General features: G+C 73.1%; 27 protein-coding genes, 1 tRNA gene and 1 pseudogene. 19 read left to right on the top strand and 10 right to left on the bottom strand.

Annotated elements, in window-relative coordinates:
* The first annotated feature begins 30 nt into the window (after positions 1-30).
* Entirely contained in the window at positions 31-2,334 is a 2,304-nt protein-coding gene (locus tag ACA361_RS20600) for a heavy metal translocating P-type ATPase (protein ID WP_375013950.1), read from the top strand.
* A gap of 189 nt (positions 2,335-2,523) precedes the next feature.
* Here ACA361_RS20600 and ACA361_RS20595 read toward each other — a convergent pair whose 3' ends face one another.
* Both ACA361_RS20595 and ACA361_RS20590 read right to left on the bottom strand, forming a co-directional pair.
* The gene (locus ACA361_RS20595) at positions 2,524-2,706 is read right to left on the bottom strand and encodes a hypothetical protein (protein ID WP_375013948.1); all 183 of its coding nucleotides are present in this window, start codon (positions 2,704-2,706) and stop codon (positions 2,524-2,526) included.
* Between the two features lie 82 nt (positions 2,707-2,788).
* Entirely contained in the window at positions 2,789-3,202 is a 414-nt protein-coding gene (locus ACA361_RS20590; protein WP_375013946.1) for a MarR family winged helix-turn-helix transcriptional regulator, read from the bottom strand.
* 98 nt (positions 3,203-3,300) lie between these two features.
* Here ACA361_RS20590 and ACA361_RS20585 point away from each other — a divergent pair, with 98 nt between their 5' ends.
* Positions 3,301-3,690: a RidA family protein gene (locus ACA361_RS20585; RefSeq protein WP_375013944.1), complete on the top strand. Its 390-nt coding sequence runs from the start codon at positions 3,301-3,303 to the stop codon at positions 3,688-3,690.
* A gap of 28 nt (positions 3,691-3,718) precedes the next feature.
* Positions 3,719-4,786 carry an alkene reductase gene (locus ACA361_RS20580; RefSeq protein WP_375013942.1) on the top strand — a complete coding sequence of 356 codons (1,068 nt, stop codon included), beginning with the start codon at positions 3,719-3,721 and terminating at the stop codon, positions 4,784-4,786.
* A gap of 25 nt (positions 4,787-4,811) precedes the next feature.
* Here the strand turns inward: ACA361_RS20580 and ACA361_RS20575 are convergent, their stop codons facing one another.
* Positions 4,812-5,420 (bottom strand): TenA family protein, encoded by a 609-nt coding sequence (locus tag ACA361_RS20575; protein ID WP_375013941.1) that lies wholly within the window; start codon positions 5,418-5,420, stop codon positions 4,812-4,814.
* Between the two features lie 351 nt (positions 5,421-5,771).
* On the opposite strand from ACA361_RS20575, the gene ACA361_RS20570 reads away from it, so the two are divergent.
* From ACA361_RS20570 to ACA361_RS20555, 4 genes are all read left to right on the top strand, one after another.
* On the top strand, positions 5,772-6,134 hold the full coding sequence (locus ACA361_RS20570) for a type II toxin-antitoxin system RelE/ParE family toxin (RefSeq protein ID WP_375013939.1): 363 nt from the start codon (positions 5,772-5,774) through the stop codon (positions 6,132-6,134).
* 74 nt (positions 6,135-6,208) lie between these two features.
* A complete protein-coding gene (locus ACA361_RS20565; protein WP_375013937.1) occupies positions 6,209-6,490 on the top strand; it encodes a helix-turn-helix domain-containing protein in 282 nt (93 codons plus the stop codon).
* 248 nt (positions 6,491-6,738) lie between these two features.
* A complete protein-coding gene (locus tag ACA361_RS20560) occupies positions 6,739-7,302 on the top strand; it encodes an NADPH-dependent FMN reductase (RefSeq protein ID WP_375013935.1) in 564 nt (187 codons plus the stop codon).
* A gap of 14 nt (positions 7,303-7,316) precedes the next feature.
* Positions 7,317-8,843 (top strand): DHA2 family efflux MFS transporter permease subunit, encoded by a 1,527-nt coding sequence (locus tag ACA361_RS20555; protein WP_375013933.1) that lies wholly within the window; start codon positions 7,317-7,319, stop codon positions 8,841-8,843.
* On the opposite strand, the gene ACA361_RS20550 is transcribed toward ACA361_RS20555, so the two are convergent.
* Together ACA361_RS20550 and ACA361_RS20545 are read right to left on the bottom strand one after the other, a co-directional pair.
* Complete coding sequence (locus ACA361_RS20550; protein ID WP_375013931.1) at positions 8,771-8,950, bottom strand: hypothetical protein; 180 nt, start codon at positions 8,948-8,950, stop codon at positions 8,771-8,773. The two genes, ACA361_RS20555 and ACA361_RS20550, sit on opposite strands and share 73 nt — an antisense overlap.
* Positions 8,951-8,979: 29 nt before the next feature.
* A complete protein-coding gene (locus tag ACA361_RS20545; protein ID WP_375013929.1) occupies positions 8,980-9,438 on the bottom strand; it encodes an Lrp/AsnC family transcriptional regulator in 459 nt (152 codons plus the stop codon).
* Positions 9,439-9,516: 78 nt separating this feature from the next.
* Between ACA361_RS20545 and ACA361_RS20540 the strand changes: the two genes are divergently transcribed.
* The 5 genes from ACA361_RS20540 to ACA361_RS20520 are packed head-to-tail and all read left to right on the top strand — an operon-like array spanning position 9,517 to position 14,240.
* On the top strand, positions 9,517-10,746 hold the full coding sequence (locus tag ACA361_RS20540; protein ID WP_375013928.1) for an APC family permease: 1,230 nt from the start codon (positions 9,517-9,519) through the stop codon (positions 10,744-10,746).
* Between the two features lie 59 nt (positions 10,747-10,805).
* Entirely contained in the window at positions 10,806-11,711 is a 906-nt protein-coding gene (locus ACA361_RS20535; protein ID WP_375013926.1) for an ATP-binding cassette domain-containing protein, read from the top strand.
* Positions 11,712-12,452, top strand: coding sequence for an ABC transporter permease (locus tag ACA361_RS20530; RefSeq protein WP_375013924.1), 741 nt, complete (start codon positions 11,712-11,714; stop codon positions 12,450-12,452).
* 14 nt (positions 12,453-12,466) lie between these two features.
* Positions 12,467-13,621, top strand: a complete 1,155-nt coding sequence (locus ACA361_RS20525) for a sensor histidine kinase (RefSeq protein WP_375013922.1) — start codon at positions 12,467-12,469, stop codon at positions 13,619-13,621.
* Complete coding sequence (locus ACA361_RS20520; protein WP_375013920.1) at positions 13,614-14,240, top strand: response regulator; 627 nt, start codon at positions 13,614-13,616, stop codon at positions 14,238-14,240. Before ACA361_RS20525 ends, ACA361_RS20520 begins: the two co-directional genes overlap by 8 nt.
* A gap of 36 nt (positions 14,241-14,276) precedes the next feature.
* Here the strand turns inward: ACA361_RS20520 and ACA361_RS20515 are convergent, their stop codons facing one another.
* Positions 14,277-16,700, bottom strand: a complete 2,424-nt coding sequence (locus ACA361_RS20515; protein WP_375013919.1) for an FtsX-like permease family protein — start codon at positions 16,698-16,700, stop codon at positions 14,277-14,279.
* Positions 16,700-17,431 (bottom strand): ABC transporter ATP-binding protein, encoded by a 732-nt coding sequence (locus ACA361_RS20510; RefSeq protein WP_375013916.1) that lies wholly within the window; start codon positions 17,429-17,431, stop codon positions 16,700-16,702. The genes ACA361_RS20515 and ACA361_RS20510 overlap by 1 nt, the downstream gene beginning before the upstream one ends.
* 88 nt (positions 17,432-17,519) lie before the next feature.
* On the opposite strand from ACA361_RS20510, the gene ACA361_RS20505 reads away from it, so the two are divergent.
* Positions 17,520-18,125, top strand: coding sequence for a DNA-binding response regulator (locus ACA361_RS20505; RefSeq protein ID WP_375013914.1), 606 nt, complete (start codon positions 17,520-17,522; stop codon positions 18,123-18,125).
* Here the strand turns inward: ACA361_RS20505 and ACA361_RS20500 are convergent.
* Positions 18,012-20,192: a sensor histidine kinase gene (locus ACA361_RS20500; RefSeq protein ID WP_375013912.1), complete on the bottom strand. Its 2,181-nt coding sequence runs from the start codon at positions 20,190-20,192 to the stop codon at positions 18,012-18,014. The genes ACA361_RS20505 and ACA361_RS20500 overlap by 114 nt on opposite strands.
* 49 nt (positions 20,193-20,241) lie before the next feature.
* Entirely contained in the window at positions 20,242-20,829 is a 588-nt protein-coding gene (locus tag ACA361_RS20495) for a TetR/AcrR family transcriptional regulator (protein WP_375013910.1), read from the bottom strand.
* A gap of 69 nt (positions 20,830-20,898) precedes the next feature.
* Between ACA361_RS20495 and ACA361_RS20490 the strand changes: the two are divergent.
* Both ACA361_RS20490 and ACA361_RS20485 read left to right on the top strand, forming a co-directional pair.
* Positions 20,899-21,096 (top strand): annotated as a pseudogene (locus tag ACA361_RS20490) (alcohol dehydrogenase catalytic domain-containing protein); the annotation flags it as partial.
* Positions 21,097-21,165: 69 nt separating this feature from the next.
* Positions 21,166-21,507 (top strand): BBE domain-containing protein, encoded by a 342-nt coding sequence (locus ACA361_RS20485; RefSeq protein WP_375014237.1) that lies wholly within the window; start codon positions 21,166-21,168, stop codon positions 21,505-21,507.
* Between the two features lie 99 nt (positions 21,508-21,606).
* On the opposite strand, the gene ACA361_RS20480 is transcribed toward ACA361_RS20485, so the two are convergent.
* Positions 21,607-21,689, bottom strand: a tRNA-Leu gene (locus ACA361_RS20480).
* A 126-nt stretch (positions 21,690-21,815) separates the two neighbouring features.
* Here ACA361_RS20480 and ACA361_RS20475 point away from each other — a divergent pair.
* From ACA361_RS20475 to ACA361_RS20460, 4 genes are read left to right on the top strand one after another with little or no spacing between them, the layout of a single operon-like run.
* Positions 21,816-22,568 carry a DUF3662 and FHA domain-containing protein gene (locus tag ACA361_RS20475; RefSeq protein WP_366618524.1) on the top strand — a complete coding sequence of 251 codons (753 nt, stop codon included), beginning with the start codon at positions 21,816-21,818 and terminating at the stop codon, positions 22,566-22,568.
* An 11-nt stretch (positions 22,569-22,579) separates the two neighbouring features.
* Positions 22,580-23,056, top strand: a complete 477-nt coding sequence (locus ACA361_RS20470) for an FHA domain-containing protein (protein ID WP_366618526.1) — start codon at positions 22,580-22,582, stop codon at positions 23,054-23,056.
* The gene (locus ACA361_RS20465; protein WP_375013908.1) at positions 23,053-24,645 is read left to right on the top strand and encodes a Stp1/IreP family PP2C-type Ser/Thr phosphatase; all 1,593 of its coding nucleotides are present in this window, start codon (positions 23,053-23,055) and stop codon (positions 24,643-24,645) included. The genes ACA361_RS20470 and ACA361_RS20465 overlap by 4 nt, the downstream gene beginning before the upstream one ends.
* Positions 24,646-26,229, top strand: a complete 1,584-nt coding sequence (locus ACA361_RS20460) for an FtsW/RodA/SpoVE family cell cycle protein (protein ID WP_375013906.1) — start codon at positions 24,646-24,648, stop codon at positions 26,227-26,229.
* Positions 26,230-26,251 lie beyond the last annotated feature (22 nt).

Raw genomic sequence — 26,251 nt, 5'->3', positions numbered from 1 at the left:
ACCGACGAGACGATGACGGAGGAGGACGCGATGAGCACGGGCGCTACGTCCGGGCGGATCGAGCTGGCGATCGGCGGGATGACCTGCGCCTCGTGCGCGGCGCGGGTCGAGAAGCGGCTGAACAAGCTGGAAGGCGTCACCGCGACGGTCAACTACGCCACCGAGAAGGCCCAGGTCGAGTACCCCGAGGGGGTCACCCCGGAGGAACTGATCGCGCAGGTGGAGAAGGCCGGCTACACCGCCGAGCCGCCCGCGCCCCCGCGGGCGGAGACCGCGGCGGACGGCGGGGCCGACGACGGCCTGGCGCCGCTGCGGCAGCGGCTGTGGACGGCGGTCGTCCTGGCGGTTCCGGTGATCGCGATGGCGATGGTGCCGGCGTGGCAGTTCGAGTACTGGCAGTGGCTGTCGCTGACGCTGGCGGCGCCGGTGGTGGTGTACGCGGGCTGGCCGTTCCACAAGGCCGCCTGGACCAACCTCCGGCACGGCGCCGCGACCATGGACACGCTGGTGTCGGTGGGCACGCTGGCGGCGTTCGGCTGGTCGCTGTGGGCGCTGTTCTTCGGCACGGCCGGCGAGCCCGGCATGAAGCACGGGTTCGAGTTCTCCATGACCCGGTCCGACGGGTCGATGAACATCTACCTGGAGGCCGCGGCCGGCGTCATCGCGTTCATCCTGGCCGGGCGCTACTTCGAGGCGCGCTCCAAGCGGCGCGCCGGGGCCGCGCTGACGGCGCTGCTGGAGCTGGGCGCCAAGGAGGTCTCAGTCGTACGGAACGGCCGCGAGGAGCGCGTCGGCGTCGACCGGCTCGCGGTGGGCGACGTGTTCGTCGTCCGGCCCGGCGAGAAGATCGCGACCGACGGGGTCGTCGAGGAGGGCTCGTCCGCCGTGGACGCCTCCCTGCTGACCGGCGAGTCGGTCCCGGTGGAGGTCGCCCCCGGCGACGCGGTCACCGGCGCCACCGTCAACGCGGGCGGCCGGCTGCTGGTCCGCGCCACCCGGGTCGGCTCCGACACCAAGCTGGCGCAGATGGCCCGGCTGGTCGAGGAGGCCCAGACCGGCAAGGCGCAGGTGCAGCGGCTCGCCGACCGGATCTCCGGGATCTTCGTGCCGATCGTGATCGCGATCGCGATCGCCACGCTGGGCTTCTGGATCGGCTCGGGCGCCGGCCTGGCCGCCGCGTTCACCGCAGCCGTCGCCGTGCTGATCATCGCCTGCCCGTGCGCGCTGGGCCTGGCCACCCCGACCGCCCTCATGGTCGGCACGGGCCGCGGCGCCCAGCTCGGCATCCTGATCAAGGGCCCGGAGGTGCTGGAGTCCACCCGGACGATCGACACGGTCGTCCTGGACAAGACCGGCACCGTCACCACCGGCAGGATGGCGCTGGTCGGCGTCGTCACCGCCGAGGACGCCGACGAAGCCGAGGTACTGCGGCTGGCCGGTGCGCTGGAGAACGCCTCCGAGCACCCGATCGCGCAGGCCATCGCGGCCGGCGCCGCCGAGCGGGTGGGCGAGCTGGGGACCGTCGAGGACTTCGCGAACGTCGAGGGCCTGGGCGTCCAAGGCCTGGTGGACGGCAAGGGCGTCCTCGTCGGCCGGCCGCGGCTGCTGGCCGAGTGGTCGCAGCACCTGACGCCGGAGCTGGAGAAGGCGATGACCGGCGCGCAGGCGCTCGGCCACACCGCGGTCGCGGTGGGGATCGACGGCCGCGCGCAGGCCGTGATCACGGTCGCCGACCAGGTCAAGCCGACGTCCGCCGAGGCGATCTCCCGGCTCCGCGAGCTGGGGCTGCGGCCGGTGCTGCTCACCGGCGACAACGAGGCGGTCGCCCGGACGGTCGCCGAGTCGGTCGGGATCGACGAGGTCATCGCCGAGGTCCTGCCGGCCGACAAGGTCGACGTGGTGAAGCGGCTGCAGGACGAGGGCCGCACGGTCGCGATGGTCGGCGACGGCGTCAACGACGCCGCCGCGCTCGCCCAGGCCGACCTGGGCCTGGCGATGGGCACCGGCACCGACGCCGCGATCGAGGCGTCGGACCTGACGCTGGTCAGCGGCGACCTGCGGGCCGCGGCCGACGCGATCCGGCTGTCCCGGCGGACGCTGCGGACGATCAAGGGCAACCTGTTCTGGGCGTTCGCCTACAACGTGGGCGCCCTGCCGCTGGCCGCCGCCGGCCTGCTCAACCCGATGATCGCGGGCGGGGCGATGGCCTTCTCCTCGGTCTTCGTGGTGAGCAACAGCCTGCGGCTGCGCGGCTTCAAGCCGCTGACCCGGCCGGGCGCAGGCCCGGCCCCCGCCCAGGCGAAGCCCGGGAAGCCGGTGGCGAAGGTCGGCTGACCCGCCCGTCCACCGCCCCTGAACGGCGCCCCGCGCGACACGACGCGCGGGGCGCCGTTCCACTGAAAGCAAGATCGCGCTGAAAACAAGATCGACATGCCGCCGGTCCCGCTCCCATCGTGGGCGCCCCGATGGCGGAGGGCGGGCATGGGCGGCGATTCCCACTGCCCGAGCTGGACGCGCTGACGGTCAGCCGGGCCGGGGTGACCCGCGCTCCGGGGCGCCGTTCCGCTGGTCGGCGCGGTCGTGGTCCCAGCCGCTCACGGAGCGCAGGACGGACTCCGGCGTACGGGTCGTACCGGCGAATCCGGCCAGCAGCATCAGCGCGGCCAGCAGCACCGGCCACACCAGTCGTGTCCGCCTCGTTTCCACGGAGGGGACTCTATCCAGTCGGGCGTATCCGATTCATCACGATGGGTGAAGTTCCGGAAAACAGGGCCGGCGGCGCGGCGGGTCAGCCGCGGAGTGAGGCGACGAGGGGGCCGAGGCGCTCGTCGCCGGCGGCGTCGTCGAGCGCCTGGGTGAGGGTGGCCTCGTACGTCGGGCGCGCCTTCTCCAGGACGGCCCGGCCCTCCTCGGTGATCACGGTGTAGACGCCGCGGCGGTCCTTGGGACAGTGGGTGCGCTCGGAGAGGCCGTCGCCCTCCAGGCGGGCCACCAGGCGGCTGACCGAACTCTGGTTGAGGCCGATCAGGTCGGCCAGCTCCTGCATCCGCAGCTCGCCGTCCTCGGCCTCCGCCAGCCGGCACAGGGCCCAGTACTCCGACAGGCCGACGCCGTGCCGCCGCTGCATGACCCGTGCCAGCTCGTGCAGCACGCGCCCGTGCAGGGTCACGATCCGTCCCCAGATCTCCGCGTCCGTCGCCATGATGCGCACCCTTCCGTTGACAGCCGAGTATATGCAGTGCCAATCTATGCATGCACAAGCAAGTAATGCAGGTACATGCATTTAACTGAGGAGGCACCATGCGCCGCATCGCGACCACCCCCGACTGGTACGAGCCCTACCTGATCTCCCAGGCCATCGAGGCGAACGGCCTGATCCACGTCTCCGGCCAGGCCGGGATCGACGAGCAGGGCCGCACCGTGTCCGGCGACTTCCTGGAGCAGGGGCGGCGGGCGTTCGAGAACGTGCGGCGCGTGCTCGCCGAGGCGGGCGCCGGGCTGGAGGACGTCGTCAAGGTCGGCATCTTCGTCACCGACATGGCCGCGAACCTCGACGGCGTGATCAAGCTGCGCGGGGAGTTCCTCAGCGAGCCCTACCCGGCCGACACGCTCCTGGAGGTCGCCGGCCTCGCCCAGCCCGACTGGCAGATCGAGGTCGAGGTCACCGCCCTCGCCCCCAGCGCCCGCTGACCCCCGCGTTCCCGGAAAGGACACCGCCATGACGTACGACCTGCTGAAGCCCTACAAGAGCGACCACCTGGACCTGCCCAACCGGATCGTGATGGCCCCGATGACGCGCGGCCGGGCCGACGACGCGACCGCCGTACCGAACCCGCTGACCCGCGACTACTACGCCCAGCGCGCCGGCGCCGGGCTGATCGTCAGCGAGGGGATCTTCCCGACTCCGCTCGGGAAGGGCGGGCCCGGCATCCCGGGCCTGATCGACGAGGACCAGGTGGCGGGCTGGCGCCCGATCACCGAGGCCGTGCACGCCGCCGGCGGGCGGATCTTCGCCCAGCTCTGGCACGTCGGGCGGATGACGCATCCGGTCACGCTGGACGGCGCGTCGCCGGTCGCGCCCTCCCCGGTGCGCATCACCGGCGAGCAGATCTTCACCAGGGAGGGGCTGCTCGACCACGTCACGCCGCGCGCCCTGACGACCGCCGAGGCCGAGGAGACGATCGCCGCGTTCGCCGCCGCCGCGCGGAACGCGATCCGCGCGGGGTTCGACGGGGTGGAGCTGCACGGCGCGAACGGCTACCTCATCCAGCAGTTCCTGTCCGACAACACCAACCGGCGGACCGACCGGTTCGGCGAGCTGCCGCGCTTCGCGACCGAGGTCGTGGAGGCCGTCACCGCGGCGGTCGGCGCCGGCCGGGTGGGCCTGCGGATCTCCCCCGGCAACCCCGAGAACGAGATCGCCGAGTCCGACCCCGCGACGACGTACCGGACGCTCGTCCGGACCCTCGCGCCGCTCGGCCTGGCGTACCTGCACGTGATCGAGCGCGGCGCGTACGAGGCGCTGGCGGACCTGCGCCCGCTGTGGCCCGGCACCCTGGTCGCCAACTTCAACGGGCCCGAGCCCACCACGCGGGAGGCCGGCGAGCAGGTCCTGAACGCGGGGCTGGCCGACCTCTTCTCGTTCGGCCGGCTGTTCATCGCCAACCCCGACCTGCCCGCCCGCTTCGCCGCCGGCGCGCCGCTGGCCCCGTACGCCGGGCACCTGGTCTACGGCGGCGGCGCCGAGGGCTACACCGACTACCCGGCGCTCCAGCCGGTCCGGTGAGGGCGGCGAGAGTGGCGCCGCCAGGTCAGAGCGGCACGTCCCAGAAGGCCAGCTCGTGCCGCATGCCCTCCATGAAGTACCGCTCCGCCGCCGCCCGGTCCGGCGCCGCCTCGTCGATCATCTCGGCGATGCGGCGGGTCAGCGCGGCGAAGTCGGGATCGGCATAGGTGTCCACCCACGCGCGGTAGCGCGGCTCGTCCGGCGGGTTCTCGGCGAGCCGCGCGCCGAGCGTGGAATAGCCCCACATGCAGGGGTAGAGCGCGGCCAGGCCCTCGCCGTACGAGGCGGCCGCGTCCAGCAGGAACCCGGTGTACGCGACGCACGCGGGCCCCTTCACGGCCCCGTCGAGGTCAGCGCCGAACTCGGCCGACAGCGTCCGGTGCAGCGCCATCTCCTCGTGGAACGTCGAGTGCGCGAGATCGACGAGGTCGCCGAGGTGCCCGTCCGGCGCCTGCCAGGCCAGCCGCGAGAAGACCCGCACGTAGTCCAGCAGGTAGAGGTAGTCCTGCTCCAGCCAGGACCGGAACACCGCCTCGTCCAGATCGCCGCGGGCGATGCCCGCCACGGTGGGGTGCTTCAGCTGCTCCTCGACCAGCGGCAGGCCGAGTTCCTCCAGGTGCGCCGCGAGACTCATGCCGGGCAGTCTGCCACCGCCGGGACGACCAGGCCCCGCCGGGTCTCGCGACCCGGCGGGGCCTTGGTCAAGCCGGTGTGCGGGTCGCCTCTCGGCGAGATGCACAACGCGGCTCCAGCCGGACGGTATTCCGCGAAGGCGATAGGTGAGGCCCGGGGACTCCAGGCACACCGGCCATCACATGTAACCACGCCCGGCCCTCCATTGTTCCCACCCCACTCCGTCGGCCCGGCGGCCACCGCAAGCCGCCGGTCGGGGAAGGCTGCCGCTCGCCCGGCTTGAGGCATGCGCTCACAATCTGGCGATATAGCATGAGTTGCATATAGCATGTGATACATAGAGCATGGTCAGGTGGCCCAACGCCGCTATGTCATCGAGGTCGAGCCAGAGGTCGTGATGTGGCTCGACTCCCTCTCAGATCACGACTATGGGCGTGCCGAGTTCTACGCAGACCTCCTGGCCGACAACGCGGAAACCCTCAGTGAGCCGTACACGCGGCACCTGGAGGGCAAAGTGCGGGAACTGAGGTTCTACCTTTCTCGGCAGCAGACGCGGCTCACCTACTGGCTGGCGCCAGGGCGACGGGTGATACTGCTGACGGCCTTCCGCAAGACCAGACCGTCAGAGGACGCCGAGGTGAGGCGGGCGGTGGCCGCCCAGAAAGAGTGTGAGGCAAGCCATGGTCCGGCTCATGACGTCTATCTGCGCGACTGAGCAGGGCCGTGGCCCCGCACGGGGGGATCGAGTCGTTCACTTCCGGGAGAGCAGGTGACCGCAGAATGGGGGAGATGGAGCACACGAGGTGGGAACGCGACCGAGACTCCGGCGCCGTGGCCGAAGGCTACGAGGCGGCTCGGCGCGCTTACGAGCTCGGAGCAGAGGTACGCAGCCGGCGCAAGGCGCTCGGACTGTCCCAATCAGAGGTCGCAAGGCGGGCGAACATGACGCAGTCGGCGCTCTCACGCCTTGAGGCCGGAGGCGCCGGCGTCCCCACGATCGGAGTCCTAGAGAGGCTGGCCGCGGCCCTCGACGCCGAACTAGTCGTCACGTTCCAGCCGCATGCGGCCTGAACGGACGCGGCCTGAACAGATGCGGGCCTCCACCTGAGCGAATGGCTCAGGCGGAGGCCCGCACCACTCGCCGCCGGTACCGGCCCGTACGCCATCCCACACCGAAGCTGCCGGGTGCTTGACATCAAGCTTTGTTGAGGTTTCACCCTGTGATCAGCCGGTCATCGACCCCGGTCACGTGACGGATTCCCGCCAGGCGCGGGATTTCTAGCGTTGTCGGCATCGGAACGACGGGAGGGGACAGGGACATGATCGACAAGCTGCACGTGGCGGTCATCATCGGCAGCACCCGCAGCGGCCGGTTCGGGCCGACCGTGGCGGACTGGTTCGTCGAGCAGGTCGAGCGGCACGAGGGGGTGCGCCCCGACGTGATCGACCTGGGCGCGGTGGCAGTGCCCGCGGACCTGGGCTCGGACGGCGACCACGCCGAGGCGACCGCGAAGCTGGAGCGCGCCGACGCGTTCGTGGTGATCACGCCCGAGTACAACCACAGCTTCCCCGGGACGCTCAAGAACTTCATCGACGCGCACTTCACGCAGTGGCAGGCCAAGCCGGTCGCGTTCGTGTCGTACGGCGGGATGGCCGGCGGGCAGCGCGCGGTGGAGCATCTCCGGCCGGTCTTCGCCGAACTGCACGCGGTGACCGTCCGCGACACCGTCAGCTTCCACAACCCGTGGGGCCAGTTCGGCGCCGACGGGCGCCACCGGGCGCCCGAGGCCGCGAACTCCGCCGCCAAGTCCATGCTCGACCAGCTCGCCTGGTGGGGGCACGCGCTGCGCGACGCGCGCGCGGTCCGCCCCTACAGCGCGTGAAAGGGAGGAGAACCATGACGGACCGGGAGAGCGCGACCCCGCCCGGCAGAGGCGCCATGACGATCGCCCTGGTGCTGGTGCTGGGGTCGATCATGGCCTCGCTCGACATGACGGTGGTGAACGTCGCCATCGCGAGCCTGGCCGCCGACTTCGACGCGCCGCTCGCGACCATCCAGTGGGTCGCCACCGGGTACTCGCTGGCGCTGGGCGCGGTCGTGCCCGTGTCGGCGTGGGCGGTCGGGCGGTTCGGCGCCAAGCGGCTCTACCTGTCGGCGATCGCGCTGTTCGCGGGCGGCTCGCTGCTGGCGGGGCTGGCGTGGAACATCGAGTCGCTGATCGCGTTCCGGGTGCTGCAGGGACTGGCCGGCGGGATGATCATGCCGGTCGGGATGACGATCCTCATCCGGGCCGCCGACCCCGATCGGCTGGGCCGGCTGATGAGCACCCTCGGGCTGGCGATCCTGGTCGGCCCGCTGGCCGGGCCGGTGCTGGGCGGCTGGCTGATCGACGAGGTCTCGTGGCGGTGGATGTTCTTCGTCAACCTGCCGGTCGGCGCGCTGGTCCTGGTGCTGGTGACGAGGATCTTCCCCGCCGACGGCGAGCGGAGCGTCAAGCGGCTGGACGTCCCCGGCATGCTGATGCTGTCGCCCGGCCTGGCCGCCCTGATCTACGGCGTGACCTCCGGCGGCGAGCGCGGCTCGTTCACCGAGACCGCCGTGCTGCTGCCGCTGGCCGCGGGCGCCGTGCTGATCGCCGCGTTCGTGGTGCGGGCGCTGACCACCGCGGACGCGTTGCTGGACCTGAGGCCGTTCCGGGACCGCTCGTTCGCCACCGCGACCGCCACGATGGCGCTGTTCGCGACCGGCTACTTCGGCTCGATGCTGCTGCTCCCGCTGTACTTCCAGGTCGTCCGGGGCGAGAGCGCGACGATGGCGGGGCTGCTCGGCGTGCCGATGGCGCTGGCGTCGGGGACGTCCATGCAGTTCGCCGGCCGGCTGGCCGACCGGCTGTCGCCAGGGCGGACGATCCCGGTGAGCATCGCGCTGGCCGTCTCCGGGTTCGGCCTGTTCGCCTACCAGCTCAGCGCGGACGCGTCGTACTGGGCGCTGGCCGCCGCGCTGCTGATGATGGGCGCGGGCGGCGGCTCGACGATGATGCCGCTGATGACCGCCGCGACCCGGCGCATGAGCAAGGAGCAGGCGCCGGCCGCCAGCACGACCGTCAACCTCGTCAACACCACGATGGGCGCGGTGGGCATGGCGGTCGCGTCGGTCCTGCTGTCGGGCGCGATGGCCGCGCGCGTCCCGCTCGCGGGGGAGGGCGGCCTCCAGGCGCTGCACGGGCTCGCCGCGGACGCCCGCGCCGCGGTCGCGCCCGGGCTGGCGGACGCGTTCCAGAGCACGTACGTGTGGGCGGTGGCGCTGATGGCGCTGGCGCTGGTCCCCGCGCTGCTGCTGCCGCGCCGCGCTCAGCCCGCGCGGACCGAGCCCTCCGCCGAGCCCGCGCCGGCGGCGGCCCCGGCCGAGGCGGCGGCGTCGTAGGCGGTACGGGCCGCCGCGATCCGGCTCTGGTGCTCCTCCGTCCAGGTCACCAGGGCCTTGATCGTGGAGTGCAGGCTCCCGCCGAGCGGCGTGAGCCCGTAGTCCACCCGCGGATGACGATGAGCGCTCCACGCCCTTAGGCGTCCAGCCGGGTCAGGACGGTGTTGTGGACATGCTGGAAGATCACCGAGGTGCGGAAGCCGGCGATCTCCTTGCGCTTGCTGAGCCGGTCGAGCAGGAACCCGTGCAGCTGGTCGAGGTCCGGCACGGCCACGTGCAGCACGAGGTCGTCGCCGCCCGCCACCACGAACACGCTGATCACCTCCGGCATCGTGGACACGTCGTCCTTGAACGTGTTGATCACCGTCCGGCTCAGCGGCCTGATCTGCACCGACACCAGCGCCTGCACGCCCCGGTTGAGGTCGGCGAGGTTGATGTCGGCGTGGTAGCCGCGGATCACGCCCCGCCGGGTCAGCGCCCGGACCCGCTCCAGGCAGGTGGACGGCGCCACGCCCAGCCGCCGGGCCAGCTCCCGGTTCGACTGCCGGGCATCCGTTTGGAGAAGCCGCACGATCTCCGTATCTAGTTCGTCCATGCACGGATTATCGGGGTGATTCCGATCGAACGGTCGAGGAGCACCGGAACGGATCGACCGGATGCGTACGTTCCAGGCGTGACCCCAGAACACCCGGAACGCCCGCGACACCGTCTCGGCCTCGGCCAGGGGACCGCGCTGTTCACCGGCGCGGTCCTCGGGCCGGGCGTACTCGCCCTCCCCCACCTCGCCGCCGCGGCCGCCGGCCCCGCCTCGATCCTGGCGTGGGCGGGGCTGCTGGCCCTCAGCGTCCCGGTGGCGCTCACGTTCGCCGCCCTCGGCGCCCGCTTCCCCGACGGCGGCGGCGTCGCCACGTTCGCGGCGCGCGCGTTCGGCCCCCGCGTCTCGGCGGCGGTCGGCTGGTGGTTCTACGCGGCCGTGCCGCTGGGCGTGCTGGCCGGGGCGCTGATCGGCGGCGAGTACGTGGCCGCCGCCCTGGGCCTCGGCCGGTACGGCGCCGCCGCCATCGCGTGCGCGCTGCTCGCCGGGGGCTTCGCCGCCAACCACCACGGGCTGCGGCTCTCGGGCGGGATCCAGCTCGTCCTGGTCGGCGGGCTGGCCGTCCTGCTGGTCACCGCGATCACCGCCGCCGCGCCGCACGCCGACCCGGGGAACTTCACCCCGTTCGCCCCGCACGGCGCGCTCGGCGTCGCGGACGCGGCGGGCGTGCTGTTCTTCGCCTTCGCCGGCTGGGAGGCGGCCAGCCACCTGTCGGCCGAGTTCGCCGACCCGCGCCGCATGCTGCCGAAGGCGACCGCTCTCACGCTGGCCGTCGTCGGCACGCTCTACCTCGCGCTGGCCGTGACCGTCACGGGAGTCCTCGGTGACCGCGCCGCCACATCGCCCGTACCGCTCGCCCTCCTCCTGGAGGCCGGCACCGGCCCCGCCGCCCGCGCGGCCACCGCCGTCGCGGCCCTGGTGCTCAGCTTCGTCGCGATCAACACCTACATCGCGGGCGGCTCCCGGCTCGGCGCCGCGATGGCCCGCGACGGCGCGCTGCCCGCCCGGTTCGCGACCGTCCGGCGCAGCCTGCTGCTGCTCGCCGCGCTCACCGCCGCCCTCGGGATCATCGCCGTCCCCACCGGCCTCGGGCTGGACGCCCTGATGCGCGCGACCGCCGCGTGCCTGGCCGCCGTCACCGTCGTGGGCGTCGCCGCCGCCGTCCGGCTGCTGCCCCGCCCGGCCGTCGCCCGCACCGCCACCGCGTTCACGGGAGTGGTGCTGCTGTCGTGCGGCGCCTACCTCCTGATCCCCCTCGCGGTCGGCGGCGCGGCCATGGTCGTACGGAGGCGTCAACCGATCGGATGATGCCGGAACGAGCGCGCCGGGCGATGTGGCGGAACGGCGCCCGGCGCGATCCTCGAAGCATGCCGATCATCGAAGTGCAGGGCCTGCGCAAGGCGTACGGGGGCCGCCCCGTGGTGGACGACGTCTCGTTCGCCGTCGAGGAGGGCGAGATCTTCGGGATCCTCGGCCCGAACGGGGCCGGGAAGACGACCACCGTCGAGTGCGTGGAGGGGCTGCGCGTCCCCGACGGCGGCGCCGTCCGCGTCACCGGGCTCGACCCGGCCGCCGACCGCGACGAGGTCACGAAGGTCCTCGGCGCCCAGCTCCAGGAGAGCGAACTCCAGGAGAAGCTGACCGTGCGGGAGGCGCTGGAGCTCTACAGCGCCTTCTACCCGAACCCGGCCGACTGGCGCGCCCTGGCCGCCCGCCTCGGCCTGGAGGCCAAGCTCACCACCCGCTTCGGCAAGCTGTCCGGCGGCCAGAAGCAGCGCCTGTTCATCGCCCTCGCCCTCATCGGCAGCCCCAGGGTCGTCGTCCTGGACGAGCTGACCACCGGCCTGGACCCGCGCGCCCGCCGCGACACCTGGAAGCTGATCGAGGAGGTCCGCGACTCCGGCGTCACCGTCCTGCTCGTCACCCACTTCATGGAGGAGGCTCAGCGCCTCTGCGACCGGATCGCGGTGATCAAGGACGGCCGGATCGCCGCCCTCGACACCCCCGAGGGGCTGATCCGGCGCAGCGCCGGCGGCACCGTGATCGCGTTCGCCCCGTCCCGGCCGCTGGACGACCGCGACCTGGCCGGGCTCCCCGAGGCCACGGCGCTGGAGAAGCGCAACGGCCGGATCACCATCCACGGCACCGACACCACCGTCAACGCCGTCCTGTCGCTGCTCGCCCGCCACCAGATCACCGCCCACCAGCTGCGCGTCACCGACTCCACGCTGGACGACGCCTTCCTTGAACTCACCGAAGCCCGGGAGAACTGAGTGTCCGCGTCAACCGCCGTCCTCAAAGCAGAACTCCGCCTCTTCGGCCGCGAGCCGTTCAGCCTGTTCTGGATCGTGGCCTTCCCCGCCCTGCTGTTCGTCATCATCGGCCTGATCCCGTCGTTCCGCGAGCCGTCCGCCGACCTCGGCGGGCTCCGGACCGTCGACCTGTACGTCCCGATCGCCGTGCTGCTCGCCATGATCATGTCGGGGATCCAGGTGCTGCCGCCCGTCCTGTCCGGCTACCGCGAGCGGGGCATCCTGCGCCGGATGTCCACCACCCCGGTACGGCCGGCGTCGCTGCTGGCCGCGCAGATCGTCCTGCACTTCGCGGCCGCGCTGGCGTCGTCGCTGCTGGTCCTCGCCATCGGCCGGCTGGTCTTCGACGTGGCCCTGCCCCGGCACCTGCCCGGGTACGCGGCGGCGCTCCTGCTCGGCGCCCTGAGCGCGCTCGCGCTGGGTGCGGCGATCACCGCGGTGGCCCCGACCGTCAAGGCCACGAACGTGGTCGGCATGGTCGTGTTCTTCCCGATGATGTTCGTCGCGGGCGTCTGGGTCCCGGTCCAGGCCATGCCGGACCTGCTGCGGGACATCGTCGAGTTCTTCCCGTTCGGCGCCGCGTCGCAGGCCCTCAACCAGGCCGCCCAGGGCGACTGGCCCGACTGGGCGCACCTCGGCGTCACGGCCGCCTGGGCCGCCGTTCTCATCGGCGCCGCGGCGCGGTGGTTCCGCTGGGAGTAGAGCACACTGGGTGCGTGGCGACATTCTCGGAGGAAGAGGAACGTTTCTACCGGTGGGGTCCGTACGGCCTGCTGGCCCTCTCGATCCCGCTGGCGCTGATCATCCGCACCGAGGTGATGTCGCCGTGGGAGGAGCGGGCGGTCGTCCCGCTCTTCCTCACGGCGCTCGCCTTCCAGATCCTGCACACCGCGGGACGGGTCACGGGCCCCGCCTACTACTGGACCCGCACCGTCCTGGCCGCCGCGCTCTCCTACCTGAACCCCTTCTTCTGCGTCTACGCAGTCGCCGGGTACTTCGACGCCCACCGGTTCCTGTCCCGGCGCTGGAGCGTCGCGGGCATGCTGATCACGGCCGTCACGATGGCCGGGGCGCAGTCGGGCGGGCTGCCGCCGGCGGGCCTCCTCCAGTGGCTCGCCCTCGGCGGCCTCTTCCTCCTGAACGCCTCCCTCCTGCTCGTCTTCGCCGGCATCGCCCGCCGCGAGGACGAGCAGGCCCGGATCCGGCAGGACACGATCGCCGAGCTCGAACGCACCAACGCGCGCCTTGAGCAGGCCCTCCAGGAGAACGCCGGGCTCCAGGCGCAGCTGCTCGTCCAGGCGCGGGAGGCGGGGGTGAACGACGAGCGCCGCCGCCTCGCCGCCGAGATCCACGACACCATCGCGCAGGGCCTCGCCGGCATCATCACCCAGCTCCAGGCCGCCGAGGACAGCGAGCACGTCCGCCGCGCCACCGCGCTGGCCCGCGAGAGCCTGCGCGAGGCCCGCCGCTCCGTGCACGACCTGGCGCCCACCCACCTGGAGCACGACTCGCTGCCCGAGGCCCTCAAGAAGATCGTGCGGGACGGCACGCAGCTCACCGTCACCGGCACCGTCGAACCGCTGCACGAAGAGATCGAGGCCGCCCTCCTCCGCATCGCGCAGGAGGCCCTCGCCAACGCGGCCCGGCACGCCGCCGCCGGCCGCGTCGGCGTCACCCTCTCCTACATGGACGACGAGGTGACCCTCGACGTCCGCGACGACGGCCGCGGCTTCACCCGGCCCTCCCGGGGCTTCGGCCTCACCGCGATGCGCGAGCGCGCGGCGCGGGTCGCCGGCACGCTGGAGATCGAGTCCGAACCCGGCCGGGGCACCGCCGTCTCGGCCCGCGTACCGTTGATCCGCCATGGCTGACATCACGCTGCTGATCGTCGACGACCATCCCGTCGTCCGGGACGGCCTGCGCGGCATGTTCGCCGCCGCCCCCGGCTTCGACGTCCTCGGCGAGGCCGCCGACGGGCGCGCGGCCGTGGAGCTGGCCGCCGAGCTGCGCCCCGACGTGATCCTCATGGACCTCCGGATGCCGGGTGGCGGCGGCGTGGACGCCATCACCGAACTCGCCCGGCGCGGCCTCCCCAGCAAGGTCCTCGTCCTCACCACGTACGACACCGACACCGACACGATCCCCGCGATCGAGGCCGGGGCGACGGGCTACCTCCTCAAGGACGCGCCGCGCGACGACCTCTTCGACGCCGTCCGCGCCGCCGCCGAGGGGCGCACCGTGCTGTCCCCGGCCATCGCGTCGCGGCTGGTGTCCCGCGTGCGCGAGCCCCGCAGCGGCTCGCTGAGCGGCCGCGAGCTGGAGGTCCTGCGGCTGGTCTCGCGCGGCACCGGCAACCGGGAGATCGCCACCGAACTGTTCATCAGCGAGGCCACGGTCAAGACCCACCTCACCCACATCTACGCCAAGCTCGACGTCAACGACCGTGCCGCGGCCGTGGCCACCGCGTACGAACGCGGCCTGCTCCCCTAGACCGCGGTCCAGGGGAGCAGGCGGGCGTGCGCGCCGTCAGTCCCGGGCGCCGGCGACGGCCGCGGGCGCCCGGCGCAGCGCCGGCCGGGCGGGCAGGGCGGTGGCGAGCAGCGCCAGCAGCCCGGTCCCGCCGACGATCCCCAGCAGGCCCGGCAGCGGCACGTGCGGCGCGGAGCCGGTCATGCCCGCGCTGAACGCGGTCAGCGTGACCCACGCGATCGCGACGCCCAGGACCGCCGCGACGGCGACCGCCGCCAGCGTCTCCCAGCGCAGCATCCGCAGCACCTGCCGCCGGGTGGCCCCGGCCAGCCGCATCAGGGCCAGCTCGCGGACGCGGCCCGCGACGGCCATGGCCAGCGTGTTGACCATCGAGATCGCGGCGAACGCGACGATCAGCCCCAGCGACAGGTAGTTCACCGCGCTGCCGCTCGCCTTCTCGGGAGCGCCGGCCGGCTCCCGCACGCCGACCCCGGGGTACGCGGCGACCACGCTGGCCAGGGCGTCCCGGCTCACCCCGGGAGCGTCCACCAGCACCGTCCCCATCGGCACGTCCACGTGCGCGGCCACCAGCGAGTGCGGCACCGTGAAGTCGCCGAACCCGAGGCCGCGGCCGTAGACGGCCACGACGCGCAGGGTCACGGGCGTCCCGTCGGCCATCGCGAACGACACCCGCTCGCCGACCTCCATGCCCAGGTTCTCCCGGACGGCCATGGTGCCGTCGCCGAAGCCGTCCAGGGAGCCCGACCGCACGTCCAGGTCCATCGTCCGCGCCAGGCCCGCCGGGGTGACGCCCTGCACGCTGTACGGGCTGTCGTCGGTGCGCACGCGGGTGCGCAGGACCTCCGTGACCGTCCGCACGCCGGGTACGCGCCGTACCGCCTCGGCGGCGGGGGAGGGCACCGCGGGGCCCAGCACGTGGCCGGCCACGGTCCCGGCCGCGGCCTGCGACGCCGCCGCCTCCTTCACGGACGTCTCGGCGAACAGCAGCGTCGAGGCCAGCGCGATCATCAGGGTCAGCGGGGCGATCACGGCGGCCAGCCGGCGGGCACCGGCGCGCAGGTTGGCGGCGGCCACCCCGCCGACCCCGCCGGCCCGCTGGAACGGCCGGGCCGCCGTCCCGATCAGCGCCCGGGACAGCACCGGGCCCAGCAGCCCCACCGCCGTCGCGAACAGCAGCGCGGTCAGCGGCGTCAGCGGGCCCGACGCGGCCTCGGTGTGCACCGACCGGAGCACGAACGTCAGCACCGCTCCGCCGGCCAGCGCCGCGAACCCGGCCACCAGCCGGAACCACGGCGTCCGGGCCGGGACCAGCGCCGCCTCGCCCAGCGCCTCCACCGGACGCAGCCGGACGATCCGCCGCGCCGAGATCCGCGCCGCCAGCCATGCCGCCGGAACGGTCACCGCCACCGCGACGGCCGGCGCGAACGGGCCGACGACCAGCGGCAGGTTGGCCGGGATGGCGTCCAGATCCGCGAACGCCGCGTACAGCCGGGAGCCCAGGAACAGGCCCGCGGCCGCGCCCGGCACCGTCGCCGCCAGCCCGATCAGCACCGCCTCGCGGCCGATCATCCGGCGCACCTGCCGGGGCGTCGCCGCGACCACGCGCAGCACGGCCAGCTCCCGCTCGCGCTGCTGGATCGCCAGCCCGAACGTCCCGACGACCGCCAGCAGCGCCACGATCAGCGAGGTGCCGCCCAGCGCGGCGCCCATGCTGACCAGCTTGGTACGGGCGCCGCCGCTGCCCGGGAACTCCGCCCGGCCGCGCTCGATCCCCGCCGACACCGTCGCGCCGCTCCCGCGCACCGCGGCCCGCACGGCCGCCTCGGCGGGCCCGCCCGGCTCCGCCCACACGCCGATCGCGGTGACCTTGCCGGGCCGGGCGGCCAGGCGCGCCGCCTCGCCGCCGCTGAAGAAGGCCGCCGGCCCGCCGGTCCCGGCCCTGGTCACGCCGACGACGCGGTAGTCGCCCGCGCCCAGGGCGTGCGTCACGCGGACCGTGGCGCCGACGCCGCGGCCCGCGGCCGGGTCCACCACGATCTCGCCCGCGGCGGCCGGGGCGCGGCCCGCCGCCAGCGCGACCGGCGCCAGCGCGGCCGACTCCCAGCCGTGCCCCTCCGCCGTCCTGCCCGCGACCAGCGCCGGGAACGTGACGTCGGCGGCCACGGAACGGACCCCCGGCACCGCCCGCAGCCTGTCGGCCAGCGACGCCGGGATCCACGCCCGCGCCGTGTTCGGCTTGCTCTTGCGGTCACCGTCGTCCTGCACGAAGTGGGACTCCGGATCGCCCGCCACGATGATCGGGGCGCCCGCGTACCGCACCGGCGCCACATGGCCCCGCAGGCCCGTGTCCATCAGCATGCCGCAGGCCGTGACCAGGGCCGCCGCGCAGAACAGCGCGACGAACGCGCCCGCGAACGCGGCCCGCCGGTACCGCAGGGTGCTCAGTGCCAGAGAGAACATCAGACGTACGCCCCCAGACGCGTCATGCGCTCGGCGACATCGGTGGCCGTCGGCGCGCTCACCGAGTCGACGATCCGGCCGTCCGCCAGGAACAGCACGGTGTCCGCGTACGAGGCCGCCACCGGATCGTGCGTCACCATCACCACCGTCTGGCCCAGGTCGTCGACGATCTCACGCAGCATGACCAGCACGTCCTTCGCGGTCATGGTGTCCAGCGCGCCGGTCGGCTCGTCCCCGAAGATCACCTCGGGCCGGGTGACCAGCGCCCGCGCGATGGCCACCCGCTGCTGCTGGCCGCCCGACAGCTCCGCCGGACGGTGCCCGGCGCGGCCGTCCAGCCCGACCCGCCGCAGGATCTCGGCCAGCCACGCGCGGTCGGGACGGCCGCGGCCCAGCTTCAGCGGCAGCGTCACGTTCTGCTCGACCGTGAGCGCCGGCAGCAGGTTGAACCCCTGGAACACGAAACCGATCCGCTTCCGCCGCAACTCGGTCAGCCGCGCCTCGCTCATCCCCGACAGCTCCGTGCCCCCGAGCCGCACCGACCCCGACGTCGGCCGGTCGAGCCCCGCCGCGCAATGCAGGAACGTGCTCTTCCCCGACCCCGAAGGGCCCATCACCGCCGTGAACCCGCCCCTCGGCAGGGAGATCGACACCTCCCGGAGCGCCGCCACCGCGCTCGCGCCCTTCCCGTACACCTTGCTCACCGCGTCCAGCACCACTGCCTCATCCATGGAGACAACTCTGCTGACCTGCGGCTCCGTACGGCAGAGCGCACGTCATCGATCACCCATGAGATCGTCACGGGTAGGGTCGTGAACCATGATCAGGGTGCTCCTCGCGGAGGACCAGCACGTGATCCGCACCGCGCTGGTCACGCTGCTCGGCCTGGAACCCGACCTCGACGTGGTCGCCGACGTCGGCTCCGGCACGGACGTCGTCCCCGCGGCGCTCGTCCACCTGCCCGACGTGGCCGTGCTGGACATCGACATGCCCGGCACCGACGGGCTCACCGCCGCCGGGGCGCTGCGCGCGAAGCTGCCGTCCTGCCGGACGCTGATGCTCACCGCCCACGGCAAGCCCGGCCACCTCCGCCGCGCCCTCGCCGAGAAGGTGGACGGCTTCCTCCTCAAGACCGCGCCCCCGGACGAGCTGGCCGCCGCGATCCGCCGCGTCCACGCGGGCGAGCGCGTCCTGGACCCCGGCCTCGCCGTCACCGCCTGGGACCTCGCCGACGACCCGCTCACGCCCCGCGAGAAGGACGTGCTGCGGCTGCTCTCCGGCGGCGCGGAGGTCACCGAGATCGCCGGCCGGCTACACCTGTCGGCCGGGACCGTCCGCAACCACCTCACGGCGATCGTCGCCAAGCTGGACGCCCGGGGACGCACCGACGCCGTCCGCATCGCCCGCGAGGCCGGCTGGATCTAGCGACGCGGCCACCCGGAACCGGCCGTCCCCCAGCGGGCGCGCGTCCAGCCGCCCGCCCAGCTCCCCCAGCCGCGTCGCGAGGTTGCCGATCCCCGCCCCGGGCGGCGTGACCTCGGCCGGGCAGCCGTCGTTCACGACCACCAGCTCCGCGGCGCCCACCGTGATCTCGCAGTGGCTCGCCGCGCTGTGCCGCAGGATGTTGGTCACGGCCTCCCGCAGGACCGTGCTCAGCACGGCCCCCGCCACGGGCTCGCCCTTCCCGAGAGCGTCCCGGACCACCCGTACCTCTATACCGGCCGCCTCCAGCACGGACCGCGCCGACTCCAGCTCCGGCCCGAACTCCAGCCGCGGCGCCGCCCCCGTCACCGTCGCCATGTCCCGCCGCGCCTGCGCCGCCATCCGCACCAGGTCCGCGAACTCCCGCCGCGCCCGCTCCGGGTCGGCCACCGCCAGCCGCCGCGCGATCTCCCCCTTGAGCAGGACGGCCGCCAGGCTGTGCCCGAGCAGATCGTGCAGGTCCCGGGCCGCGCGCAGCCGCTCCCGGACGACCGCGGCCCGCGCCATGCCCGCCCCGGCGGCGCGCAGCTCGTCCGCCAGCCCGGCGAGCCGGACCAGCCCGTACACCACCAGACCCGTCACCAGCACGCTGATCACCGAGTTCGCCACCACGGCCGCGCCCTGCCCCAGCGCCCAGGCGATCACCCCCATGCTCGCCATGACCCCGGCGGTCAGCGGCCAGGCGACCGCCGCGGGCAGGACCACCAGCAGCGATCCCACCAGGAACCCCGGCACGCCGCCCCACGCGTGCCCCAGCCACAGCAGCGGCACGAAACTCAGCACCGCCTGCAGGGCCAGCGCCCAGCGCCGCCCGATCCACCGGAGCTGGAGGGCGCAGATCATCGCCAGCAGCGGCACCGCGAACGGCACCTGCCACGGCGTCATCAGCAGCAGCCCCTTGGCGCAGAACCCGGCGAGCACCGCGGCCAGCAGCGCCACCGACAACCGGTGCTCGGCACTGGACGCCTCGGCGGTCGGCGCCGGCGCCCCGGTCACCGCCGCCTCCACGGTGAACCGACCGTCCGGCTCCATCCGGGCGGCCAGCCGCCCGCCGACCGCCTCCACCCGGGCGGCCACCCCGGCGAGCGCCTCGGCGCCCCGCGCGGCCGTGGCCACCCCGTCGCTCGTCACCCGCAGCACCAGCAGGCCGGCCCGCTCCTCCGTCTCGATGGCGCACTGCCGCGCCCCGCCCTGCCGGACCACGTCCGTGACGGCCTCCCGGAGCACGGCCGCCAGCAGGGCGCCCGCCTGGCCGAGCGGCTCGCGATGCCCGACTCGTACCGCCGCCTCCACGTCGGCCGCCGCCAGCAGCCCCCGCGCCGCGGAGATCTCCGGCGTCAGCGACAGGCTGCGCAGCTCCGTCGCGGCACCGCGCGCCCCCGCCAGCGCCTCCCGGGCCACCTCTAGCACCCGGTCCAGGTCCGCGGGCCCGCGCGCGGCCGCGATCGTGTCCAGGCCCCGGCCGATCCCCTCGTTCAGCCCGGCCGCCAGCCGCAGCCGCTCCTCCTCGACGGCCGCCACCGCCAGGGAGATCCGCGCCGAGTGCACCTCGTCGATCCGGTCGATCAGCCGCGACAGCCCGACCGCCACCAGCGCCACCAGCACCGTGGTGATCGCGTAGTCCGCGATCTCCCGGACCGTCCCGCCCCGGCCCGCCGCGACGGCGGGCGCCGCCACCGCCACCAGCACGGCCGCCGCCCTGGCCCGTTCCAGCAGCAGCGCCCCCGCCAGCAGCCCCAGCACCGCGACCGAGAACCCGAGCCACAGCACGGCGAGCCCGTTCAGGACGACCTGCACCGCCATCCACGGCCACGTACGGAACCGCCGCAACGGTGCCAGCACGTACCGCAGCTGCACCACGAAGATCCCCACCGCCACCGGCACGGCGACCGCCGCCCAGGGCCGCCCCACGGCGGCGACCGCGTAGACCCCCACCAGCGCCCCGAGCACGGCGACGGCGACGAGCCGCGCCCGCCCGGTACCGACGTCCGCCCGGCCCCGCTCCGCCACCACTCCTTGTTCCCTGCGCTCCCCGCGTTCCCCGCGTTCCCCGCGTTCTCTACGCACGTGTGGACGGGCAGGCGGCGTCCCAGGCCGCTTCGATCATCGGGAAGATCTCGTCCAGCGCGGCCTCCGGGTCGGCCGACTCGCGGGCCAGCGAATAGGCGTCGACCACGAACCGCGCGATCGTCCGGCAGGCCGTGGCGGTCCGGGACGAGCCGGGTTCGGCGGCGATGGCCGTCGCCAGCGACCGCGCGTGGCGCAGCCGCATCGACTCCTCGTACTGCCGCAGCGCCGGCGACCCGTCGATCAGGCGCCAGACCGGCGCGGCGCCCTCGGCCGTGCAGTGCCGCACCAGGTCCAGGACCTCCCGGCGCAGCACGGGGATGAGCGGCTCGTCCGGCGCACGGCCGGTGACCGCCCGCGCGAGGCGCTGCTCGAAGTCGTCGTCCTGCTCGAAGACCAGGGCCTCCTTCGAGGCGAAGTGGGAGAAGAGCGTGGTGACGGCCACGTCGGCCTCGGCGGCCACGTCACGGATCCCCACCGCGTCGTACCCGCGTTCCAGGAAGAGCCGCAGCGCGGTGTCGGCGATCTTCTGGCGGGTCGCGGCCTTCTTGCGCTCGCGGCGCCCGGACGGCACGGTCATGAGCCAACGCTACCAGATATGAGAACGTATCAGTTTCAAAAAACTAACCGTTAGTGTTACGGTCGCCGCATGAAGAGAGTGAGCTTCGCCGAGTTCGGCGGTCCGGAGGTCCTGCGCCTCGTGGACGCGGAAGAGCCCCATGCGGGCCCCGGCCAGGTGCGCATCGCCGTACGGGCCGCGGGCGTGAACCCCGTCGACTGGAGGATCCGCGAAGGCCAGTTCCAGGAGGTCCACCCGATCGAGCTGCCCGCCGGAGTCGGGCAGGACGGCGAGCTGCGCTCGCGGTCCGCGCTCGTCCCGCACCTCGACGACCGCACCGCCAAGGCGCTGGCCGCGATGTTCGACGACGGGCACACCGGCCTCGCCCAGGTCCGTTCGATGGACGGCGCCGTCGCGGACACCCCCGCCGGCGAGACGGCGTTCGCCCACCGCGACCGCGCCTTCGCGCTGTCGGCGGTGATCCGGCCGCGATCGGGCGACCGCGCGGCCGAGGCGGCGCGGGCGTGGGACGAGGTCGGCGACGACGCCGTCTACCTCAGCTTCGAGACCCACGACCAGGACGCGGCGCTCACCCGCGCGTTCCCGCCCGCCACGCTGGAACGGCTACGGCAGGTGAAGCGGGCCTACGACCCCGACAACGTGTTCCACGGGAACTTCACCGTCGCCCCGGCCGTCTGAGCAACCGGGGACCTCGACAAAGCGGACAGGCCCCCCAGCTTGTCGCTGGGGGGCCTGTTCCGTCACTGTTAGGGGAGGACTTGCGTCGGTACCCCATCGTGGGCGAGGAGGGATTTGAACCCTCACGTCCTTTCGGACACACGGACCTGAACCGTGCGCGTCTGCCGTTCCGCCACCCGCCCGGGTAGCGCCCCGTTTCCGGGTGCTCGAAAAGGCTAGCACGGTCTGAGGAGTGGTTAGGTAGCCAGATACTCCGTACGAACCTTCGCACCGATACGATCGTCTACCAGTGGGGAAGGGAGGTGCCCGTGGGCGTCATTCAGCGCTTCGAGCGACGGCTCGAAGGCATGGTCGAAGGAGCCTTCGCCCGGGCCTTCAAGTCGGAGCTGCAGCCGGTCGAGGTGGCCAGTGCTGTGCAGCGCGAGATGGATGACCGGGCCGCGATCGTGGCACAGGGACGCACCCTGGTGCCGAACGACTTCGTCGTCGAGATCTCCCAGCAGGACGGGCAGCGGCTGCAGGTGTACGCCGACAGCCTGAGCCAGGAGCTGGCGAATCTCGCGCGGGAGTACGCGAAGGAACAGGGGTACTCCTTCGTCGGGCCGGTGCGTGTCCGTTTCGAGAACGCCGGCGATCTGGCCACGGGCATGTTCCGCATCCGGTCCGGCGTCATCCGCGGTTCGACGGTCGAGGGCGGCGAGATCCGCCAGCCGGTCAGCGACGTCCCGCAGAGCCGGGGCGGCGTGTTCGGGGGCCATCCGCGGCTGCTGGTCACGACGGCGGTGGAGGGCGGCGACGCCACCCAGCGCACGTACGAGATCAATACGCCGGTGACGCTGCTGGGCCGGGGGACGGACTGCGACCTGCGGCTTGTCGACCCGGGCGTCTCCCGGCATCATGCCGAGATCCGTGTAGAAGGTCCCGAAATCGCTCTCGTCGATCTAGGGTCGACCAACGGCTCCTTCGTGAACGGTCAGCCGATCAGGCGGGTCACGCTCGTCGACGGTTCCCGCGTCACGATGGGCCGGACGACACTCGTGTTCCGCCGCGATAGGGAGTAACCCCGACTCCGATGTCCCCATTCACCCTCACGCTGATCAAGCTGGCGTTCCTCGCGGTGCTCTGGCTCTTCGTCATCGCGGCCGTCGGCGTGATCCGGGCCGATCTGTTCGGCTCGAAGGCCGCCGGCCGGGCGGCCCAGCCGAAGCCCCCTAAAGCGGGCAGACAGCCCAAGGCGCAGCGGGCTCCGCAGCGCAGCGCCCCGACCAAGCTGGTGGTCGTCCAGGGAGAACGGGCGGGCACCGTCATCGACCTCACCGGGGTCCCGATCACCGTGGGTCGGGCGAATGACTCCACGCTGGTGGTGACCGACGACTACGCTTCGAGCCGCCATGCCCGTATCTTCGCGCAGGACGGTCAGTGGATCGTGGAAGACCTCGGCTCGACCAACGGGACCTACCTGGGCCGTACCAAGGTGTCCCGCCCCATGCCGGTGCCCCCGGGCGTGCCGGTCCGTATCGGCAAGACCGTGATCGAGCTGCGCAAATGACTCTGGGAATCCGCTACGCCGCGCGCTCCGACGTCGGCATGCTGCGCGAGGGAAACGAGGACTCGGCGTACGCGGGCGCGCACCTGCTCGCGGTGGCCGACGGGATGGGCGGCCACGTCGGCGGCGAGATCGCCAGCGCCGCGGCGATCTCCGAGCTGCGCAAGCTCGACAAGGACCTCCCCGCCCCCGAACTGCTGGCCGCGCTGGAGCACACGGTCAAGGCGGCCAACGACAACCTGCACCGGATCGTGGAGTCGGATCCGGCGCTGCAGGGCATGGGGACGACGCTCACCGCGATGCTGTGGGCGGGCAACCAGATCGCGCTGGTGCACATCGGGGACTCGCGCGCCTATCTGCTGCGCGACGGCAGCCTCTTCCAGATCACCCACGACCACACGCTGGTGCAGTCGCTGGTGGACGAGGGGCGGATCAGCCCGGACGAGGCGGCCTCGCACCCGCAGCGCTCGCTGCTGCTGCGCGCGCTGGACGGGCGGGGCGAGGTCGATCCGGACCTGTCGCTGCGCGAGGCGAAGGTCGGCGACCGCTACCTGCTGTGCTCGGACGGCCTGTCCGGGGTGGTCACCGCTGAGACGATCTTCCAGGTGCTGACCGACATCGACGACCCCGAGCAGGCCGTCCGGCAGCTGATCGACCTGGCCAACCGCGGCGGCGGCCCCGACAACATCACCTGTGTCGTGGCCGACGTGGTCGAGCTGGGCCAGCAGCCGCCGCCGTCGTCCCCCGGAACGGCCGTGGGGGCGGCGGCGAACGCGCGTCCGGCCGACGGCCCGGGCGGGCCCGGCGGGGGGCCCGGCGCCGCGGCGGCCGACACCCCGGCCGGCCGTGCCGCGCAGCTGCGCGACACGATGCCGCAGCCGCCGGTGGTGGTGGACGAGATGCCGCCGCCCCAGCAGGCGCAGCCGTACCCGATGAACGACCCGCGCCAGGCGCCGCCGCAGCCGGGCGCGATGGCCCAGCCCGCGCCCGCCCCGGTGCGCGGCGGCGGCGCGCGCAGGTGGGCGTGGCTGATCGGTGTGGCGGGCGTGATGGTGGTCGGCGTGGCCGCCGCGGGCGTCTTCGCGGTGCAGAGCATGAAGAGCGGCTACTACGTCGGCGAGCAGGGCGGCCAGGTCGTCCTGTTCAAGGGCACGACGCAGGAGCTGCCGCTGCTCGACATGTCGGAGAAGGCCCCCGCCAAGGACCAGCTGAACCCGCCGATCGCGGTGGCCGACCTGCCGGAGACGAAGCAGCAGGAGGTCAAGGCCACCTACACCGTGGACAAGCCGGCCAAGATCCGGGAGCTGACGCGGATCGTCTGCAGGTACACCCTCACCCCGGAGCGCGGCAAGGTCGTCGTCGTCAAGGGCAAGGGCCGGCAGGAGTGCGGCGAGACCAAGGTCAAGGACAGCGGGCTGGCGATGAGCGAGCTGCCCGACGGCGACGCGGCCGCGATCCAGGCGGGCAAGCGCGCGTTCATCGGCCGGGCCGCGGCGGACGCCGAGATCACCAAGCTCACCGAACGGCGGGACGACTGCAAGTCCGACCGGCCGAGCATCCAGGACTGCCCATCCGCTGGGGGGCGATCGTAAGTGAGTTCGATCGGGGAGCAGATCCGGGCCCAGGTGCCGTTCCAGCGGCGCAACGCGGCCTCGCTGGTCCTGCTGGTCTTCGCGATGGTGCTGACGCTGTCGGCGTTCGCGGAGGTCGGCCTGGCCCGTGACGGCCGCATCCCGGCCGGCCTGTTCGGGTACGGCGGCGCCCTGGCCGTGCTGGCGTTCGGCGCGTACTTCGTGCAGGCGAAGTTCGCCCCGTACGCCGATCCGCTCCTCCTGCCGCTCGCGGTCGCGCTGAACGGCATCGGGCTGGCGATGATCTACCGGCTCGACCTCGACACCAGCGCCGACAAGCAGACGGCGCTGGTGGAGGGAACGGTCGCCAAGGACGCCGCGGACGCGCCGTCCCAGCTGATGTGGACGTTCGTCGGGATCGCGCTGTTCGTGATCGCGGTGCTGATCATGCGGGACACCGACAAGACCGACGCCCCGCTGTCGTTCACGCCCAAGACCGCTCAGCGCTACACGTACCTGATCGGGCTGTCCGCGATCGTGCTGCTGCTGCTGCCGATCGTGCCGGGCATCGGGCAGCAGATCAACGGCGCCCGGGTGTGGATCAACATCGCCGGGTTCTCGGTGCAGCCGGGCGAGTTCGCCAAGCTGCTGCTGGTCGTGTTCTTCGCCGGCTACCTGGTCAACAAGCGGCAGGCGATGTCGCTGATCGGCAAGAAGATCGGCCCGATCAGCCTGCCGCGGGCCCGCGACCTGGGTCCGATCATGGTGATCTGGATCTTCTGCCTGGGCGTCCTGTTCATCCAGAAGGACCTCGGCACCGCGCTGCTGTACTTCGGCCTGTTCGTGTCGATGCTCTACATCGCCACGCAGCGGGTGTCCTGGGTGGTCATCGGCGTCGGGCTGCTGGCGGTCGGCATCTTCATCGCCACGCTGCTGCCGTTCATGGGCCACGTCAACCAGCGGATCAGCATCTGGCAGAACCCGACGCCGTACTTCGACGGCGGCTGCATGCTGGAGAGCGGCCGGGTCGTCCCGGTCAACCCCGACACCGAGATCTTCAAGCGGTTCCAGGCGCAGGGCAGCGAGTCCCCCGGGCTGGCCGCGTGCGCCGAGCTGGGCGGCGACTACTCCGACAGCGCGCAGCTGATGCACGGCCTGTTCGCGCTCGGCCAGGGCGGCGTGCTCGGCACCGGGCTCGGCCAGGGCGAGCCGTGGAAGATCCCGCTGTCGTTCAGCGACTTCATCTTCGACTCGATGGGTGAGGAGCTCGGGCTCACCGGCCTGATGGCGCTGCTGCTGATATACGCCCTGATCGTGCAGCGGGGGATGAAGACGGCGGTCGCCGCGCGAGATCCGTTCCTGAAACTCTTCGCGGGTGGCGTGTCGTTCGTCCTGGCACTCCAGGTGTTCGTCATCGTCGGAGGTGTCACCAAGCTGATCCCGCTGACGGGACTGACGACGCCGTTCCTGTCCCAGGGCGGCTCGTCGATGATGGCGAACTGGATCCTGATCGCGATCCTGGTGCGGATGAGCCACGACGCGCGCAAGCCCGCGCCGCAGGCGATCCAGGACGAGGGCATGACGCAGGTCGTGAGCCTGCGGTGACGGGGCGATGACGAGCCGATGC

It is taken from the genome of Actinomadura sp. 21ATH (assembly GCF_041951345.1).
In the GTDB taxonomy this organism is placed as follows: Bacteria; Actinomycetota; Actinomycetes; order Streptosporangiales; family Streptosporangiaceae; genus Spirillospora.
The sequence above is the reverse complement of the archived record's forward strand: the minus strand, read 5'-3'. Positions and strand labels throughout refer to the sequence as shown.